This window comes from Aeromonas sp. S8(2024) (genome assembly GCF_041403085.1).
GTDB classification, from domain to species: Bacteria; Pseudomonadota; Gammaproteobacteria; order Enterobacterales; family Aeromonadaceae; genus Aeromonas; species Aeromonas dhakensis.
The window spans coordinates 97,704-113,166 of record NZ_JBGLRF010000003.1; the positions used below are offsets into that span (position 1 = coordinate 97,704).

Consider the following 15,463-nt stretch of genomic DNA (forward strand, 5'->3'; position numbering starts at 1 on the left):
GAATGGGAATACAGTCCATTCACCCCAGCCCCAGCAAACAGGAACGCCTTCATGTCTGCGAGCCTATCCAAATACCCGATCTCCCCCGAGTTCGAGATCCCGGACTCCCTGCGTCTCTCCTGGCAGAAGACCGTCAACCTGATGGCTGAGCTGTTTCACGTGCCGGCCGGGCTCATCATGCGGGTACACCCTCGCGAGATAGAAGTGTTCATCACCAGCCAGACGCCGGACAACTGCTATCCGGCCGGGGCCCGCGAACACCTCGACTCCGGCCTCTATTGCGAACGGGTCATGGATACCCGCCAGGAGCTTCTGGTGCCCAATGCCCTCAAGGATCCCGAATGGCAGCACAATCCGGACATCAAAGTCGGCATGATCTCCTATTGCGGTCTGCCGCTCTGCTGGCCCGATGGCAGACTCTTCGGCACCATCTGCGTGCTGAGCCGGGAGGAGAACGACTACGGCGGCCTCTACCGGCAACTGCTCCTGCAGTTTCGTGATTCGGTGCAGCAGGGCATGCACACCCTCTACGACAATATTCGTCTGCAGGAGACGCAAGAAGAGCTGGAACAGCACAAGTCGCAGTTGACCCACACCCTCGACAGTCTGAAAAAAACCCAGGAGGATCTCATCCACACCGAAACCCTGGCGGCGCTGGGGGCCATGGTGGCCGGCATCTCCCATGAGCTGAACACCCCCATCGGCAACGCCCTGATCGCCACCACGGCCCTGCAGGAGCAAACCCGGCAGCTGGCCGCCCAGCTGGGGGCTCAGACTATCCGTCGCACCACGCTGGAGGAGTTTGTGCACGCCAGCCAGGAGATGAGCGAGCTGGCCCTGCAGGCCATCACCCAGTCGGCCAAGCTGATCAGCAGCTTCAAGCAGGTGGCCATCGAGCAGACCTCGGAGAGCCGGCGCAGCTTCGATCTCAGGCGCCTCATCGACGACAACCTGGCCAACCTCAAGGCCGGTCCCGGGTTTGAGCAGGTCGTGCTGCACAATCTCATCGACGAGGAGCTGCTCTGCGACAGCTACCCGGGCCCCCTGAGCCAGGTGCTGCTCAACCTGATCCACAACGCCCTCCTCCATGGCATCGGGGATCGCCAGGATGGACGCATCGAGATCCGGGCTCATCAGGACCAACAATCCATCCATCTGGAGGTGCTGGACAACGGTCGCGGCATGGCGCCCAACGTACTGGCCCACATCTTCGATCCCTTCTTTACCACCACCCTGGGCAAGGGGGGCTCCGGACTGGGGCTCTCCATCTGCCGCCGCATCGCCACCTCGGTGCTGGGTGGCGGTCTGACGGCTCGCTCGGCGCCGGGCAAAGGCAGCTGCTTTACCCTCTCCTTTCCCCGCATCGCCCCTGGCCGCGTCTGAGAGGCAGAACTCAGCCCCTCTCGCCGAGTGAATCGAGTGGCGATGCCGGCCAACACAAGGGCGGCGGTGAGGTCTATCCTTGCAGATGTCCACCAGTGAGGTAATCAAGATGAAACCAGCCCTGTTTCTGTTAACCCTGCTCTTTACCGGCAGCGTGCTCGCCTTTCACTGTCCCGCCGACATGAAGAAGATTGACGATGCCCTGGCCAAGTCCCCGCCGCTGAGCACCGAGCAACTGGCACAGGTGAAGAAACTGCGTGCCGAAGGCGAAGCACTGCACAATGCGGGCAAGCATCAGGAATCCGTCGATACTCTGGCCAAGGCGATGGCCATGCTGAGCCTGAACAAGGGTTAGCCCGGCGGCAATCCACTGGCAGCGAGCCGATTGCACTGCCCCCTTGCGGCCCCTCGTCCCCGATGCGAGGGGCCGCTTTTATCTGACCCGGCTACACCCGACCGCTGTAGAGCAGGGTGTTGTAGTTGAAGGCAATCACACCGTTGACGGCATGGCGCTCAAATTCCCGGGCAATCAGCGCCGTCAACCCGGTATGGGCCTGCGAACCGGCCACCGGGGCATAGGAGGAGGAGTTGAGCCGCCCCAGCACCCCGTCGAGATCGAACAGCTGACGGTTGGCGAAGCGCTCGAGCCGGTAATCTCCCTCGAAGAAGGCGGCAAAATCCACCTCCCCCAGGTTGCGATGATTGACCTCCTCATAGTCCCCCGAATAGGTGCGCAGCCCCGCCTCGTAGGCCTTGAGAAACGGGGTGTCAGTCAGCCTGTCGTTCCAGATAAGGGCCACTTTGCCACCTGGCCTCAGCAGCCGCCGACACTCCTGCTTGAAGGCAGGACGATCGAACCAGTGAAACGCCTGGGCCACCGTGATGAGATCCACACAGCCATCCGGCAGACCGGTGACCTCGGCCCGGCCGTCAGACCAGCCGACATTGGCAACCCCGGCCAGCAACTGCTGCGCCGCCTCGCGCATCTCCTGATTCGGCTCCACTGCCCAGACCCGCGCCACCCGAGGGGCCAGCAGCGCCGTCAGGATGCCGGTGCCCGCTCCTATGTCGGCCACCTGGCTAGCGGGTCCCATGGCCAGCTCATCGGCCAGAAAGTCCAGCATGGCCGGCGGGTAGCCGGGGCGGTATTTCACATAAGCCTCAACGCGAGCTGAAAATCGTTCGGTATTGTCCATTCCTCTCTCCTGCCATGTCGCCACCTGATGGCGCTGCTCGCCAGCGCCTCCATACCGATGCACCTCGTGGTCATCCGGTCGCCGCGCGGGCACAGACCCACGCGCCCCCCCTCCTTCTGAGCGGGTGGCACATCATCGACCTGACCAGATTGACCTGTCATTGCACCGGAATAAAGAGGCCTCTCACCCTTTCCCTGTCACGCACTGTTCGATCGCGCAGGTCTGCTCGGCGACATGAGATCGCCATCACACTCTGCACACGGCACAACTGACATTCAGGTTATTAGTCGGCAGTTAAGTAATAAGCTGGGGCTTGCCGCGTCATTCTTCGCATGGGGCCCCCCGGGCTCAACGGGCCGCCGTGTCATGAATGCTCAAGTCGTTCGGCCAACGAGGTTTTTTCTGAGCCTACACGGAGCGAAAAGATGCAACTAGGGAAAATATCGGCAGCGGTGAGCATGATCCTCTCTGCCGGCGTCATGGCAAAAACGGATAAACCGAACATAGTGGTCATCTTCGGTGACGACATCGGCTGGCAGAACGTCAGCGCCTATGGCATGGGCACCATGGGTTACACCACCCCCAACATCGACCGGATCGCCAAGGAGGGGATCAAGTTCACCGATCACTACGCCCAGCCGAGTTCGACGGCGGGCCGCGCCGCCTTCCTGACCGGCCAGTACCCCATTCGTTCCGGCATGACGACGGTGGCCATGCCAGGTGGCGCCCTGGGCCTGAAGAAAGAGTCCCCGTCTCTGGCCGAAGTGCTCAAAGCCGTCGGCTACAAGACCGGCCAGTTCGGCAAGAACCACCTGGGGGATCACAACTTTGCCCTGCCGACCGTCCACGGCTTCGACGAATTCTTCGGCAACCTCTATCACCTCAATACCCAAGAAGAACACGAGCAACGGGATTACCAGAATTTTGCCAAGCAGTATTCAGGCTCGCTCGAGGCGTACAGCAAGAAGTTCGGTACCCGCGGCGTCCTGCACTGCTATGCCACCGAGACCGAAGACAAGACGGTTGACCCGCGTTTCGGCGAAGTCGGCAAACAGAAATGTACTGATACCGGCCCGCTGGGTCAGGAGCGGATGAAGGAGTTCGACCGCGCCGAGATGATCCCGGCCGCCCTCAAGTTCATCGACGGCTCGCTCAAGGAAGACAAGCCCTTCTTCACCTGGGTCAACACCAGCCGCATGCACCTCTATACCCGTCTCAACGACAAGTGGCGCTACGCAGCCGAGCAGTACACCAGCGAATACGACTACCATGGCAGCGGCATGATGCAGCACGACAGCGACATCGGCTATCTGCTCGACGAGCTGGAAAAACGGGGGCTGAAAGAGAACACCATCGTCATCTATACCACCGACAACGGTCCGGAACACTCCTCCTGGCCTTATGGCGCCACCACGCCGTTTCGAGGCGAGAAGATGACCACCTATGAAGGGGGCGTCCGGGTGCCCATGATGGCGCGCTGGCCGGCCCAGATCCCGGCGGGTGGCGTGCTCAACGGTATCCAGGGTCACCAGGATCTCTTTACCACCCTGGCGGCGGCTGCTGGCGTTCCTGACGTCAGCAAGAAGATGATGGACGAGAAGAAACAGTACATAGATGGCGTCAACAACCTCGCCTACTGGGAAGGCAAGAGCAAGGAGTCGGCTCGCGACTCCATCTTCTACTACTTTGAGGACAAGCTCTCTGCGGTGCGAGTCGGCCCCTGGAAGTTCCACTTCGCGGTGGCCGAAAACTACTATGACAACCTCACCCCGCTCTCCAAGCCCAAGCTCTACAACCTGAGAGCCGATCCGTTCGAGAGTTACGACTCCGTCGATGCCAACGGCCACTTGTTGCAGAAGATGTCCTGGATGCTGGCACCGGTCAGCGAGATGGTCGGCGAGCACGTCAACACCCTGGTCAAGTATCCGCCGGTTCAGGGGAGTACCACCTTCGACATGGCCAAGGTCATTCAGGAAGCCATGCAGAAAACTCAGCAGTAAACCACGCGGCGGAGGGTTATCCCTCCGCCATCTTCTTCATGCGGCAGAGCTGGGCACCTCGTCAGGCACCCACCCCGGACCGACCTCGCCCGCCGCCACCAGCAGAGTAACGATGAACAAGATCCGGACCCGTGACACCACGCACCTGGACGTCACCCCGCTCAAAACCGCCAGCCGTGACAGCAGCGGCGCCTATGCCCGCCGCTTCCACGTCATGGCAAAACCGGGGGGCTCCAAGTGCAACATCGATTGCCAATATTGCTTCTACCTGCACAAGGAAGAGCTGCTCCATCAACCGAGACAACCCAGGATGGATGAAGAGACGCTGGAGACCTTCATCCGCAGCTACATAGAGGGGCAGGATGGCAACGAGATCGTCTTCTCCTGGCAGGGCGGTGAACCGACCCTGCTCGGCATCGACTACTTTCGCCGGATAGTGGCGCTGCAGCAACAGCATTGCCCGCCCGGGGTCAGCATCCGCAACGACCTGCAGACCAACGGCATCCTGCTCAATGACGAGTGGTGCCGGTTTCTCAAGGAGCACGGCTTTCTGGTCGGTCTCTCCATCGACGGGCCCCGCGCACTGCACGACAAATACCGGGTAACCCGCAGCGGCAAACCCACCTTCGATCTGGTGATGGCGGCGGCCGCGCTGCTGCGCCAGCATCAGGTTCCCTTCAATGCCCTGACCGTCATCAACCGGCACAATGCGAAACATCCCCTCGAGGTGTATCGCTTTTTGACCCGGGAGCTGGGGGCCAGCTACATCCAGTTCACCCCCTGCGTCGAGGCCAGCGACTTCAAACGCACGGCCCCGCAATTCTGGAACGACAGCATGCTGCCCCTGGTCGGCAGTGAGCTGAGCAAACCCGGCCACCCCATGTCGATCGTCACTGACTGGTCGGTGGATCCCGATGACTGGGGCACCTTTCTGGCAACCGTGTTCGAGGAGTGGGTCAACAACGACCTGGGGCGCGTACTGGTCAATCTGTTCGAAACCGCCGTGGCCCAGACCATGGGATACCCCTCCCAGCTCTGCGTCACCGCCGAGTTTTGCGGCAAGGCGCTGGCCATCGAGCACGATGGCAGCGTCTTCTCCTGCGATCACTTCGTCTATCCGGAGTACCGGCTGGGGGATATCAAACAGCGCCCCTTGAGCCACATGGCCTTCTCCACCCGCCAGGAGGCCTTTGGCATGTCCAAGCGGGACAGCCTGCCCGAATATTGCCGCCAGTGCCCCTACCTGACGATCTGCTGGGGCGAATGCCCCAAGAATCGCCTGGTCAGGGCCCCGGATGGCGAGCTTGGCCTGAACTACCTCTGCCCCGGGATCAAGCACTTCTTCGACTATGCCGCCCCCATACTGGCAGGCATAGCCCAGGTGTTGACGACGCAGCAGCAGGGCAGATAAGCCGGCAGGCCCCGGCTCCGGGTCTGCCAAATGCCCATAAAAAAATCCGAAACCCGCCAACGGGTTTCGGATTTTGACACCTTGATAGCTCTGCTCAGCCCTATTGCCCGACCAGGCCCTGCCGATGCAGGGCCTCTTTTACCAGGTCATTGTTTCCCAGATCACGCTGAGCACCTGCGCTTACTTGGCGTAGTCCTCGGTCGGGATGCAGGAGCAGAACAGGTTGCGATCGCCGTAGACGTCGTCGATGCGGTTGACCGACGGCCACAGCTTGGCGGCGCGCACGGCGTCCGACGGGAACACTGCCTCGGCGCGGCTGTAGCCACGATTCCACTCAGCGTCCATCACGTCATCCTGGGTATGCGGGGCATGCACCAGCGGGTTGTCGGTGAGGCTCCAGTGGCCGTCCTGCACCTTGGCGATCTCGGCACGGATGGCGGTCATCGCCTCCACGAAGCGGTCCAGCTCACGCTTGGATTCCGACTCGGTCGGCTCGACCATCAGGGTGCCCGCTACCGGGAAGCTCATGGTCGGCGCGTGGAAGCCGTAGTCCATCAGGCGCTTGGCCACATCCATCTCGCTGATGCCAGAGGCTTCTTTGAGCGGACGGATATCCAGGATGCACTCGTGGGCCACTCGACCGTTGCGACCGGAGTAGAGCACGGGGAAGGATTCACCCAGCTTCTTGGCCAGGTAGTTGGCGTTGAGGATGGCCACCTGAGTGGATTTCTTCAGCCCCTCGTCCCCCAGCATGGCGATGTACATCCAGCTGATGGGCAGGATGCTGGCCGAGCCGAACGGTGCCGCCGACACGGCGCCGTTGTTGCGGCTCTCCTTGTCGGTCTTGACCACGGCGTGACCGGCCACGAACGGCGCCAGGTGTTTCTTCACGCCGATGGGGCCCATGCCCGGGCCGCCACCGCCGTGAGGAATGGCGAAGGTCTTGTGCAGGTTGAGGTGGGAAACGTCCGCCCCGATAAAGCCTGGCGCCGTCAGCCCGACTTGCGCGTTCATGTTGGCGCCGTCGAGGTAAACCTGACCACCGCGCTGGTGAACGATGTCGCACACCTCCTTGATGGTCTCCTCGTACACCCCGTGGGTGGAGGGGTAGGTCACCATCAGGCAGCTAAGCTGATCCCCCGCCTCGGCGGCCTTGGCGCGCAGATCGTCCAGATCCACGTTGCCCGACTTGTCACAGGCGGTCACGATGACCCGCAGGCCCGCCATCTGGGCGGAGGCCGGGTTGGTGCCGTGCGCAGACGCCGGAATGAGGCAGATGTCGCGATGCCCCTCGCCGCGGGACTCGTGGTACTTCTTGATGGCGAGCAGGCCCGCGTATTCGCCCTGGGCGCCGGAGTTGGGCTGCATGCAGACCGCATCGTAGCCGGTCACCTTCACCAGCCAGTTCTCGAGGTCGGCCAGCAGCAGCTGGTAACCCTTGGCCTGGGCCAGCGGGGCGAACGGGTGCAGCTTGCCGAACTCGGGCCAGGTCACCGGGATCATCTCGGCGGTGGCATTGAGCTTCATGGTGCAGGAGCCGAGCGAAATCATGGCGTAGTTGAGGGCCAGATCTTTGGCTTCGAGACGGTGGATGTAGCGCAGCATCTCGGTCTCGGAGTGGTACTTGTTGAACACCTCGTGGGTCAGCACGGCGTCGGTGCGCAGCAGATCCTGCGGGATGGCGTGATGGGCCTGGGCCGCCTTGTCGAGGGCCTCGATGTCCAGACCGTGCCCTGTGCCCAGGAACAGTTCGAACAGCTCGGCCACATCGCCACGGGTAGTGGTCTCGGAGAGGGAGACACCCACCGCACCATCCAGATCCGCGCGCAGGTTGATGCCGAGCCCCTCGGCCTTGGCGATCAGCTCAGCCTTCTCGGCGGTCTGTACGGTCAGGGTATCAAACCAGCTGGCGTGCTTGAGGGCCACGCCCTTGGCCTTCAGACCGAGCGCCAGAATGGTGGTCAGACGGTGCACGCGGGAGGCGATGGTTTTCAGCCCCACCGGGCCGTGGTAGACGGCGTAGAAGCTCGCCATGTTGGCCAAGAGCACCTGAGCAGTACAGATGTTGGAGTTGGCCTTCTCGCGGCGGATATGCTGCTCGCGGGTCTGCATCGCCATGCGCAGGGCGGCCTTGCCGCGGGCATCCTTGGAGACGCCGATGATGCGGCCCGGCATGGAGCGTTTGTAGGCATCACGGGTGGCGAAGAAGGCGGCGTGGGGGCCACCGTAGCCCATGGGCACGCCGAAGCGCTGGGCCGAACCCAGCACCACGTCGGCACCCAGCTCACCCGGAGATTTGAGCAACAGCAGGGAGAGCAGGTCGGCACTGACGCAGGCCAGCCCTTTCTGGGCCTGCACCGCGGCGATAAGCGCCCGCAGATCTTTCACTTCCCCCGTGGTGGTGGGGTACTGGAACAGGGCACCGAACACCTCTTCGGCGCAGGCCTGCTCGGCCGGGCCGACTGCCACGTCAAAGCCGAAGTGGACCGCCCGCTCCTTGACCACGTCGATCACCTGCGGGTGCACGTCGTCGGCCACGAAGAAGAGGTGGGATTTGGACTTGGCCATCCGCTTGGCCAGCGCCATCGCCTCGGCGGCGGCGGTCGCCTCATCCAGCAGGGAGGCACTGGCCAGATCCATGCCGGTGAGATCCAGGGTCAGCTGCTGGAAGTTGAGCAGGGCTTCGAGACGGCCCTGTGCCAGCTCCGGCTGGTACGGGGTGTAGGCGGTGTACCAGCCCGGATTTTCCAGCACGTTGCGCAGGATGACGTGGGGCACGTGGGTGTCGTGATAGCCCATGCCGATGTAGCTCTTGGCCACCTTGTTCTGGGCGGCATAGCCCTTGAGCTTGGCCAGCGCTTCCACTTCGGTCATGGAGGCACCGATGCCGAGCGGGCCCGGCCGGCGAATGGCGGCGGGGACCGTCTGCTCAATCAGATCGTCCAGGCTCTCGGCGCCCACCACGGCCAGCAGGGCGCGCAGATCTTCCTCACCCGGCCCGATGTGACGGCGGATGAAATCGGTTTTTTGCTCGAGTTCAAACAGTGACTGGGTCATTTCCCTATTCCTGATAAAAAGTCCTGATAACTAAGTGCCTGACAGCCGGCCTCGGCCGGCTTCACTCATGTTCGGCTGGCAGGGTGGCCCCTGCCGGCACCGGATGTCGCTCATAGCGACAGGGGGTCGTCTTGTGGCTGTCCGGTTGGCCGTGGGCAAACCGGGACGGACGACTTCACCCTCACCGGCCGGCCTCCTGGCCGACGGGCATGCATACAAACGGGCCCTGCGCGATTGGCAGGGCCCGGGGGCATTACTCTTCGTCCACCACGTTCTGGTAGCCTTCGGCATCCAGCAGGTTGGCGAGCTCGCCCGCGTCGTCCAGCTTGATGCGGAACAGCCAGCCGGCACCGTAGGGGTCGGAGTTGACCAGCTCGGGGCTGCCTTCCAGCTCTTCGTTGACGGCCAGGATCTCGCCGCTCACCGGGCTGTAGATGTCAGAGGCGGCCTTGACCGACTCGGCCACTGCGCAGTCATCACCGGCACCGACCTGCTTGCCCACTTCCGGCAGATCGACGAACACCATGTCACCCAGCAGCTCCTGGGCGTGCTCGGTGATACCGACCACGGCCTCGCCGTTGGCTTCGACACGGATCCACTCGTGGGAGGTGGCATATTTCAGTTCGCTCGGGATATGGCTCATTTGTGCTTCCTTTATTCACTTGGATCACTTGTCCCCGGCGCGTTCGACAGGCGTTGCCGGGGCAAGGGGGTCTGGCGAAGGGCAACCCCTTCGCCGCAATGGGGTCGTTACACCAGCTTCTGGCCGTTGCGCACGAAAGCCGGCTTGGTCACTTTCACGGTGACCAGCTTCTTGCGGATCTCCACCGAGGCCTGCTCGCCGATATCACGGGGCACCCGCGCCAGGGCAATACTGTAGCCCAGAGTGGGCGAGAAAGAGCCGGAGGTGATCACACCTTCCCGCTCTTCTCCACCGGCGGTGGTGAAGGTGACCGACATGCCGCTGCGCAGCACGCCCTTCTCTTCCATCACCAGGCCCACCAGCTTGGGCTGGCTGCCGGCGGCTTTCTGGGCTTCCAGCGCGGCGCGGCCGATGAACTGGCGATCGCTCGGTTCCCAGGCGATGGTCCAGGCCATGTTGGCGGCCAGCGGAGAGACGGTTTCGTCCATGTCCTGGCCGTAGAGGTTCATGCCAGCCTCGAGGCGCAGGGTGTCACGGGCACCCAGGCCGCAGGGGGCCACACCGTTGTCCAGCAGCGCCTGCCACAGATCGCACGCCTGCTCTTGCGGCACCACGATCTCGTAACCGTCTTCACCTGTGTAGCCGGTGGTGGCGATGAAAAGCTCGCCGGCCTGCACACCGAAGAAGGGCTTCATGCCTTCCACGGCGGCATTTTGTTCGGCGCTGAACACCTTGGCCGCCTTGGCCTTGGCGTTGGGCCCCTGCACCGCGATCATGGCGAGCTCTGGGCGCTCGGTCACGGTCACCCCGAAGTCCTGGGCATGGTGGCGGATCCAGGCCAGATCCTTCTCGCGGGTGGCGGAGTTGACCACCAGGCGGTAGAAGGTCTCGCCAAGGTAATAAGTAATGAGGTCATCGATGACACCGCCTTCCGGGGTCAGCATGCCGCTGTAGAGGGCCTTGCCGAAGAGGGTGAGCTTGGCCACGTCGTTGGCCAGCAGATGTTGCAGGAAGGCTTTGACCCGCTCGCCGGTCAAATCGACGATGGTCATGTGGGAGACGTCGAACATGCCGGCATCGGTGCGCACCTGATGGTGCTCTTCCAGCTGTGAGCCGTAGTTGATGGGCATTTCCCAACCGTGGAAGTCCACCATCTTGGCGCCGGCTTCCAGGTGCTTGGGATGCAGTACTGTAGTCTGGATCATCGCTGTGTTTCCTTAAGCGTTCGCGACAACACTCACGATCCGCCCCGCCCGGCCGCCCTCCGGCGGTTCACCGGGGTCGCAGCAAGAGCAGAGAGTGCCTGAGTCTGTGCTCGTTCCGGCCCACAAGGCCGGAGTGATTCCTTGAACGCAGCGGATTATATGCCAAGCGGACGCGCATGCCGCTCAAAAAAAACTAATCCACCGCCAGTCAACAGACTCCAGACACTAAGGTAAAAACAGTGATAAAAACAGACCAAACTCGGTAATGACGATATTAAATTTCGATTTTTACCGTTTCGTCACAATTTGGAGAAAAACGTTTCGCCACCAGCCCAGATTAAAGGCTGATGCCCAAACCGGGTCATCAGCCTCCTCACATTAGTTTTGTTGTGAAAACACCCGAGTATTATTAGATTTTTTCACCCTTGGCCAGCGCGGGCAGCTCTCCTTCCAGCCCCATGGCGGCCCGGATCATCCTCTTACTTCGGCCGGGTCGGCAAATTGTTCCCCTTGGCCAAGGCCGGCAACTCACCCTCTAACCCCATGGCGGCCCGGATCACGCTTTGCTTGAGCGGCGTCAACAGGTCGAAGGCGCACAGGCCCGCCCCGCGCACCAGCTTCTTGAGCGGGTTGGCACCGGCAAACAGCCGCTTGAGCCCCTCCATCGCAGCCAGCATGCTGGCCGCCTCGCTCTTGCGCCAGCGCTCGTAGCCGCGCAGGTTGGCGAGCAGACCGATATCCTTGCCCGCCGCCTGATTGCGCAGGATCTGCTCGGCCAGGGCGGCGGCGTCCAGCAGCCCCAGGTTGACCCCCTGCCCCGCCAACGGGTGTATGGTGTGAGCGGCATCCCCCACCAGCACCAGCCGCTCGCGGGCAAAGTCACGGGCATAGCGGGCGGTGAGCGGGATGGCGCTGCGCGCCCCTTCCACCTGGCACAGGCCGAGGCGGCCGTCGAACGCGGTGGTGAGCTGGCGGTTGAACTGCTCGTCGTCACACTGACAGAGCGCCTCGGCACGAGCGGCCGGCAGCGACCAGACGATGGAGCAGAGATCTGGTTGCCACAGGGGCAGGAAGGCGAGCGGCCCCTCGGGGGTGAAGATCTGACGCGCCACCGCCTCGTGGGGCTCGGCACAACGCACCGTCGCCACCAGGGCATGGTGGCCGTAATCCCAGCTGGTGAGCGGAATGTCGGCCTGCCGACGGACCCAGGAGTGGGCGCCATCGGCCGCCACCACCAGTTTGGCCGACAGCGCGCGGCCATCTTCCAGCAGCAGCAGGGAGCCCGCCTCGCCGCTTTGCAGGCTGCTCGCCCGGGCTGGGCTCAGCAGCTGGATGTTGTTGGCCCCCTCGATAGCGTCCAGCAGCGCCAGCTGGATGACCCGGTTCTCGGCGATGTGGCCGAGCTCGGGCTGACGCAGGCTGGCGGCATCGAAGGCAATCCGGCCAAAGCTGTCCTGCTCCCACACCTCCATCTGCACGTAGGGCTGCAGGCGGCGGGCCTCAATGCCGCGCCAGGCCCCCACCTGCTGCAGGATGCGCTGGCTGGCCAGACTCAGGGCGCTGACCCGGTTGTCCGGCGCCTCGTCAAGCGCGGGGGCCGGCAACTGGCCCTCGACCACGGCCACCTTGAGCGCACTCCCCTTGAGCGCAGCGGCGAGCCCCAGGCCCACCATGCCGCCCCCCACAATCACCACATCCACGTTTTGCATCTGCATCGTTTTATATCCTTTCAGGGCTGATCGCCGGGATCAGCGAGGGCACGCCCGCAGGCAGACCCCTTCAATACGCAAGCTGTGACCCGCCTCAGGGGCGGCACAGGTCGGCAACAAAGCCCAGGGTGCGGGAGGCCAGCGGCGCCTTGAGGCAAGCCAGCCGCCCCATCAGGGAGAGCGCCAGGTTGCGGCCCGCCACCAGCGGGGCGTGATCATTGGAGAAGAGCTGGGCCAGCGAGGAGGTAAGCCAGACCGTCTGCGCCTGATCCCCCTTGCGCTGCTGCCAGTAACCGTTTAGCACCTTGAAGCTGCCGATATCCTCCCCCGCCACCAGGGCCTGACCGACGGCGCGGGTGAGCAGGTCCAGGTCGCGCATGCCGAGGTTGAAGCCCTGGCCGGCGATGGGATGCAGCAGATGGGCGGCGTTGCCCACCAGCACGGTGCGCTGGGCCAACGGGTAGTCGGCCACCGTCAGCACCAGCGGATAGACGTGGCGCTGGCCGGTTTGCAGGAAGCGACCGAGGCGCCAGCCGAAAGCCTGCTGCAGGCGGGCCAGAAAGGCGGCGTCATCGAGCGCCATCAAGGCCGGCGCCTCATCCCGCGCCACGCTCCAGACCAGGGAGGAGAGCCCCCCCTGCATCGGCAGCAGCGCCAGCGGCCCCCCTTGGGTGAAACGCTCGAATGCCTGACCGGCCGGATCCTCGGCCGTCTTGACGGTGGCGATGATGGCGCTCTGGCCGTAGTCGTGACGGCTCACCGCCAGCTTGCACTGCTGGCGCACGAAGGAGTTGCCGCCATCGGCCGCTACCAGCAGACGGGTCTGATAACGCTCGCCGTCCGCCAGGATCAAGTTCACCCCCTCCGTCAGCGGCTCCACCCGTTCGAGCTGAGCCGGGCACAGCATGCGGATCTGCGGGCAGGCGGCGATCGCCTGTTGCAACTCGATGCCCGCCGCCGACAGCTCGATCACCTGGCCGAGGGCAGACAGGCCATACTCGGCAGCCGTCAATCCGGCCTGGCCGAAGTGGCCCCGATCCGACACATGAATGCGGGTGATGGGGCTGCAATGGGGGGCAAAGCGGGGCCAGAGCCCGTGCCGGGCCAGCGCCTCGCAGGTGCCGGCGGAGAGCGCGATGGCGCGGGCATCGAAGCCGGGGTGTGCATTGAGCTCGGGGGCGCTCGCCTCCAGCAGCAGGATCTGCAGGGGCTTGGGCCCTGGCAGGGCCGCGAGGGAGAGCGCCAGCACGGCGCCGCTCATTCCACCACCGACGATGGCCACATCGACGTGGTTCAGATCAGATTGAGACATGAGATCAGGGGAAAAGCTGAAAACGTGGGGTCATGCTAACACAAAGCGTGGGGTCGGGATGCGAAGCCACGGGCAAAAAAGCGCAGTCCCTGTCGTTACTTGCCTCATCACGGCCGGCCGGCGCGGGCAACATCCAGATGTAAAAAGAGCGCCACCAGGCGCTCTTTTTCAAGCTTGCTCGACTCAGTGCAGGGTCGGCGGGGTGCTCGGAGCATCCGGCCGCTTGCCAAACTCTTCAAACGCCATCATGACCCCGAGGCGCACGTGTTCGTAGAGCACCAGGAAGGAGGCTTCGTTCTCTTCATCTTCCTGATCGAACTCGGCGGAGACCTGGGTGATGCTGGCGATGTCCTGGATCATCTCCTGCAGCTCTTCGGAGGCCTTGGAGAGCTCTTGCTGCACCACGCCGAAACCGGCCAGAAAGGCCTGGGACCAGTCCACCAGCGAATCGATGCGCTCGTCGAGGGGCGCTTCGTCGCTTGGCAGCAGCAGCTCGACCCCTTTCTGGGCCATCAGGCTCTCGATCACCTCATGATAGAGATCGGTCATCACCTGGCGCACCGGGGCCGGCAGACCGAAACCGTCGTTGACCAGATCGTTGAAATGGGGCAGCCAGCTCTTGTCGTCCAGAGCCACACCACCGCACACCAGACCGCAGATCACGCCATGGGCCTCTACAGCCGTTGCCATCAGCTCGTGCTGTTCCATCAGGTCGGCCACGGCCGCGTATTTCAGGGGGTTCGTTTTGCTCATCGAAGATCCGCTCAAAGTTCAGGCAAATATGCAGAATTAATGGTCAGGATCCTAGCATTCTCCCCCTTCCAGAGCCAGCAAGGCCTTGAAACTTCTGCATCTGCGCTATATAGTCCCGCCCAGTTGTCCACGTGGATAAAGGCGGAATGACACTCCGCCGTATTGAGGAAGGCATGAGCACAGAGGCCGTAGAAATCGTCATTTTGGGACGTCCCTACAAGGTATCCTGTCCCCTGGGACAGCAGGATGCCCTGCGCCAGGCCGCCGACCAGCTGACTGATAAACTCATCGAGCTGCGTCAACGCTCCAAGGTCTCCAGCAATGAACAGCTGGCGGTGATGGCAGCACTCAATTTCTGCCATGAGCTCTGTCTTGAAAAAGACAAGAATCACCAATACTCTGAGACCATGGACAAGCGGATCAAGATGCTGCAACGCACCATCGAAGCGGCCTTGATCGAGCACGGACAATATGGCGAATCCAGCGACGAAGGCGTACAACCCTAACTCGCAACGTTTTTGAAATTCCCTGGGGTGTTTGTCAGCCGGTTCAAGTCCCCGAGCCGATATTCATACCAAACAGGGGATCTGCCTTCTGGCTATTGCGCATGCTCGGCACGACCGAGAAGCCTGCGGTCAGATCCGATCCCCGCCTTGAACCGACGGTTCAAGGGCCCAAACCGGCAACGGCATCTCCGGGGTACCAACAGCAAAAAGCCCGTCACCAGTGTGACGGGCTTTTTCTTTTCCTGCGCGGCAGTCCCCTCCCCCGCTTCCGTCACCCGGCATATCAGC

General features: G+C 62.9%; 12 protein-coding genes and 1 other RNA gene. 6 read left to right on the forward strand and 7 right to left on the reverse strand.

Annotated features, from left to right (window positions below):
- Positions 1-51 precede the first annotated feature (51 nt).
- Together ACB031_RS09350 and ACB031_RS09355 are read left to right on the forward strand one after the other, a co-directional pair.
- Entirely contained in the window at positions 52-1,383 is a 1,332-nt protein-coding gene (locus ACB031_RS09350; protein ID WP_371139434.1) for an ATP-binding protein, read from the forward strand.
- A 109-nt stretch (positions 1,384-1,492) separates the two neighbouring features.
- Positions 1,493-1,738 carry a hypothetical protein gene (locus ACB031_RS09355; RefSeq protein ID WP_371139435.1) on the forward strand — a complete coding sequence of 82 codons (246 nt, stop codon included), beginning with the start codon at positions 1,493-1,495 and terminating at the stop codon, positions 1,736-1,738.
- 91 nt (positions 1,739-1,829) lie between these two features.
- Here the strand turns inward: ACB031_RS09355 and ACB031_RS09360 are convergent, their stop codons facing one another.
- A complete protein-coding gene (locus tag ACB031_RS09360) occupies positions 1,830-2,579 on the reverse strand; it encodes a class I SAM-dependent methyltransferase (protein WP_371139436.1) in 750 nt (249 codons plus the stop codon).
- 458 nt (positions 2,580-3,037) lie between these two features.
- Here ACB031_RS09360 and ACB031_RS09365 point away from each other — a divergent pair, with 458 nt between their 5' ends.
- Together ACB031_RS09365 and ACB031_RS09370 are read left to right on the forward strand one after the other, a co-directional pair.
- Positions 3,038-4,579, forward strand: coding sequence for an arylsulfatase (locus ACB031_RS09365; RefSeq protein ID WP_371139672.1), 1,542 nt, complete (start codon positions 3,038-3,040; stop codon positions 4,577-4,579).
- 112 nt (positions 4,580-4,691) lie between these two features.
- Complete coding sequence (locus ACB031_RS09370; RefSeq protein WP_371139437.1) at positions 4,692-5,990, forward strand: anaerobic sulfatase maturase; 1,299 nt, start codon at positions 4,692-4,694, stop codon at positions 5,988-5,990.
- Between the two features lie 180 nt (positions 5,991-6,170).
- Here the strand turns inward: ACB031_RS09370 and gcvP are convergent, their stop codons facing one another.
- The 6 genes from gcvP to ACB031_RS09400 all read right to left on the reverse strand — a co-directional run bounded on the left by gcvP (position 6,171) and on the right by ACB031_RS09400 (position 14,669).
- Positions 6,171-9,047: an aminomethyl-transferring glycine dehydrogenase gene (gene gcvP / locus ACB031_RS09375; protein ID WP_371139438.1), complete on the reverse strand. Its 2,877-nt coding sequence runs from the start codon at positions 9,045-9,047 to the stop codon at positions 6,171-6,173.
- A 253-nt stretch (positions 9,048-9,300) separates the two neighbouring features.
- Positions 9,301-9,690, reverse strand: a complete 390-nt coding sequence (gene gcvH / locus ACB031_RS09380) for a glycine cleavage system protein GcvH (RefSeq protein WP_010634317.1) — start codon at positions 9,688-9,690, stop codon at positions 9,301-9,303.
- A 107-nt stretch (positions 9,691-9,797) separates the two neighbouring features.
- Entirely contained in the window at positions 9,798-10,895 is a 1,098-nt protein-coding gene (gcvT, locus tag ACB031_RS09385; protein WP_324039094.1) for a glycine cleavage system aminomethyltransferase GcvT, read from the reverse strand.
- Positions 10,896-11,374: 479 nt separating this feature from the next.
- A complete protein-coding gene (locus ACB031_RS09390; RefSeq protein WP_025201845.1) occupies positions 11,375-12,610 on the reverse strand; it encodes an FAD-dependent 2-octaprenylphenol hydroxylase in 1,236 nt (411 codons plus the stop codon).
- 88 nt (positions 12,611-12,698) lie between these two features.
- Positions 12,699-13,916 (reverse strand): 2-octaprenyl-6-methoxyphenyl hydroxylase, encoded by a 1,218-nt coding sequence (gene ubiH, locus ACB031_RS09395; protein WP_371139439.1) that lies wholly within the window; start codon positions 13,914-13,916, stop codon positions 12,699-12,701.
- 183 nt (positions 13,917-14,099) lie between these two features.
- Positions 14,100-14,669 (reverse strand): UPF0149 family protein, encoded by a 570-nt coding sequence (locus ACB031_RS09400; protein ID WP_005299696.1) that lies wholly within the window; start codon positions 14,667-14,669, stop codon positions 14,100-14,102.
- A gap of 173 nt (positions 14,670-14,842) precedes the next feature.
- On the opposite strand from ACB031_RS09400, the gene zapA reads away from it, so the two are divergent.
- Together zapA and ssrS are read left to right on the forward strand one after the other, a co-directional pair.
- Complete coding sequence (gene zapA / locus ACB031_RS09405) at positions 14,843-15,175, forward strand: cell division protein ZapA (protein WP_005299694.1); 333 nt, start codon at positions 14,843-14,845, stop codon at positions 15,173-15,175.
- Positions 15,176-15,191: 16 nt separating this feature from the next.
- Positions 15,192-15,374, forward strand: a non-coding RNA gene (gene ssrS, locus ACB031_RS09410) — 6S RNA.
- Positions 15,375-15,463 lie beyond the last annotated feature (89 nt).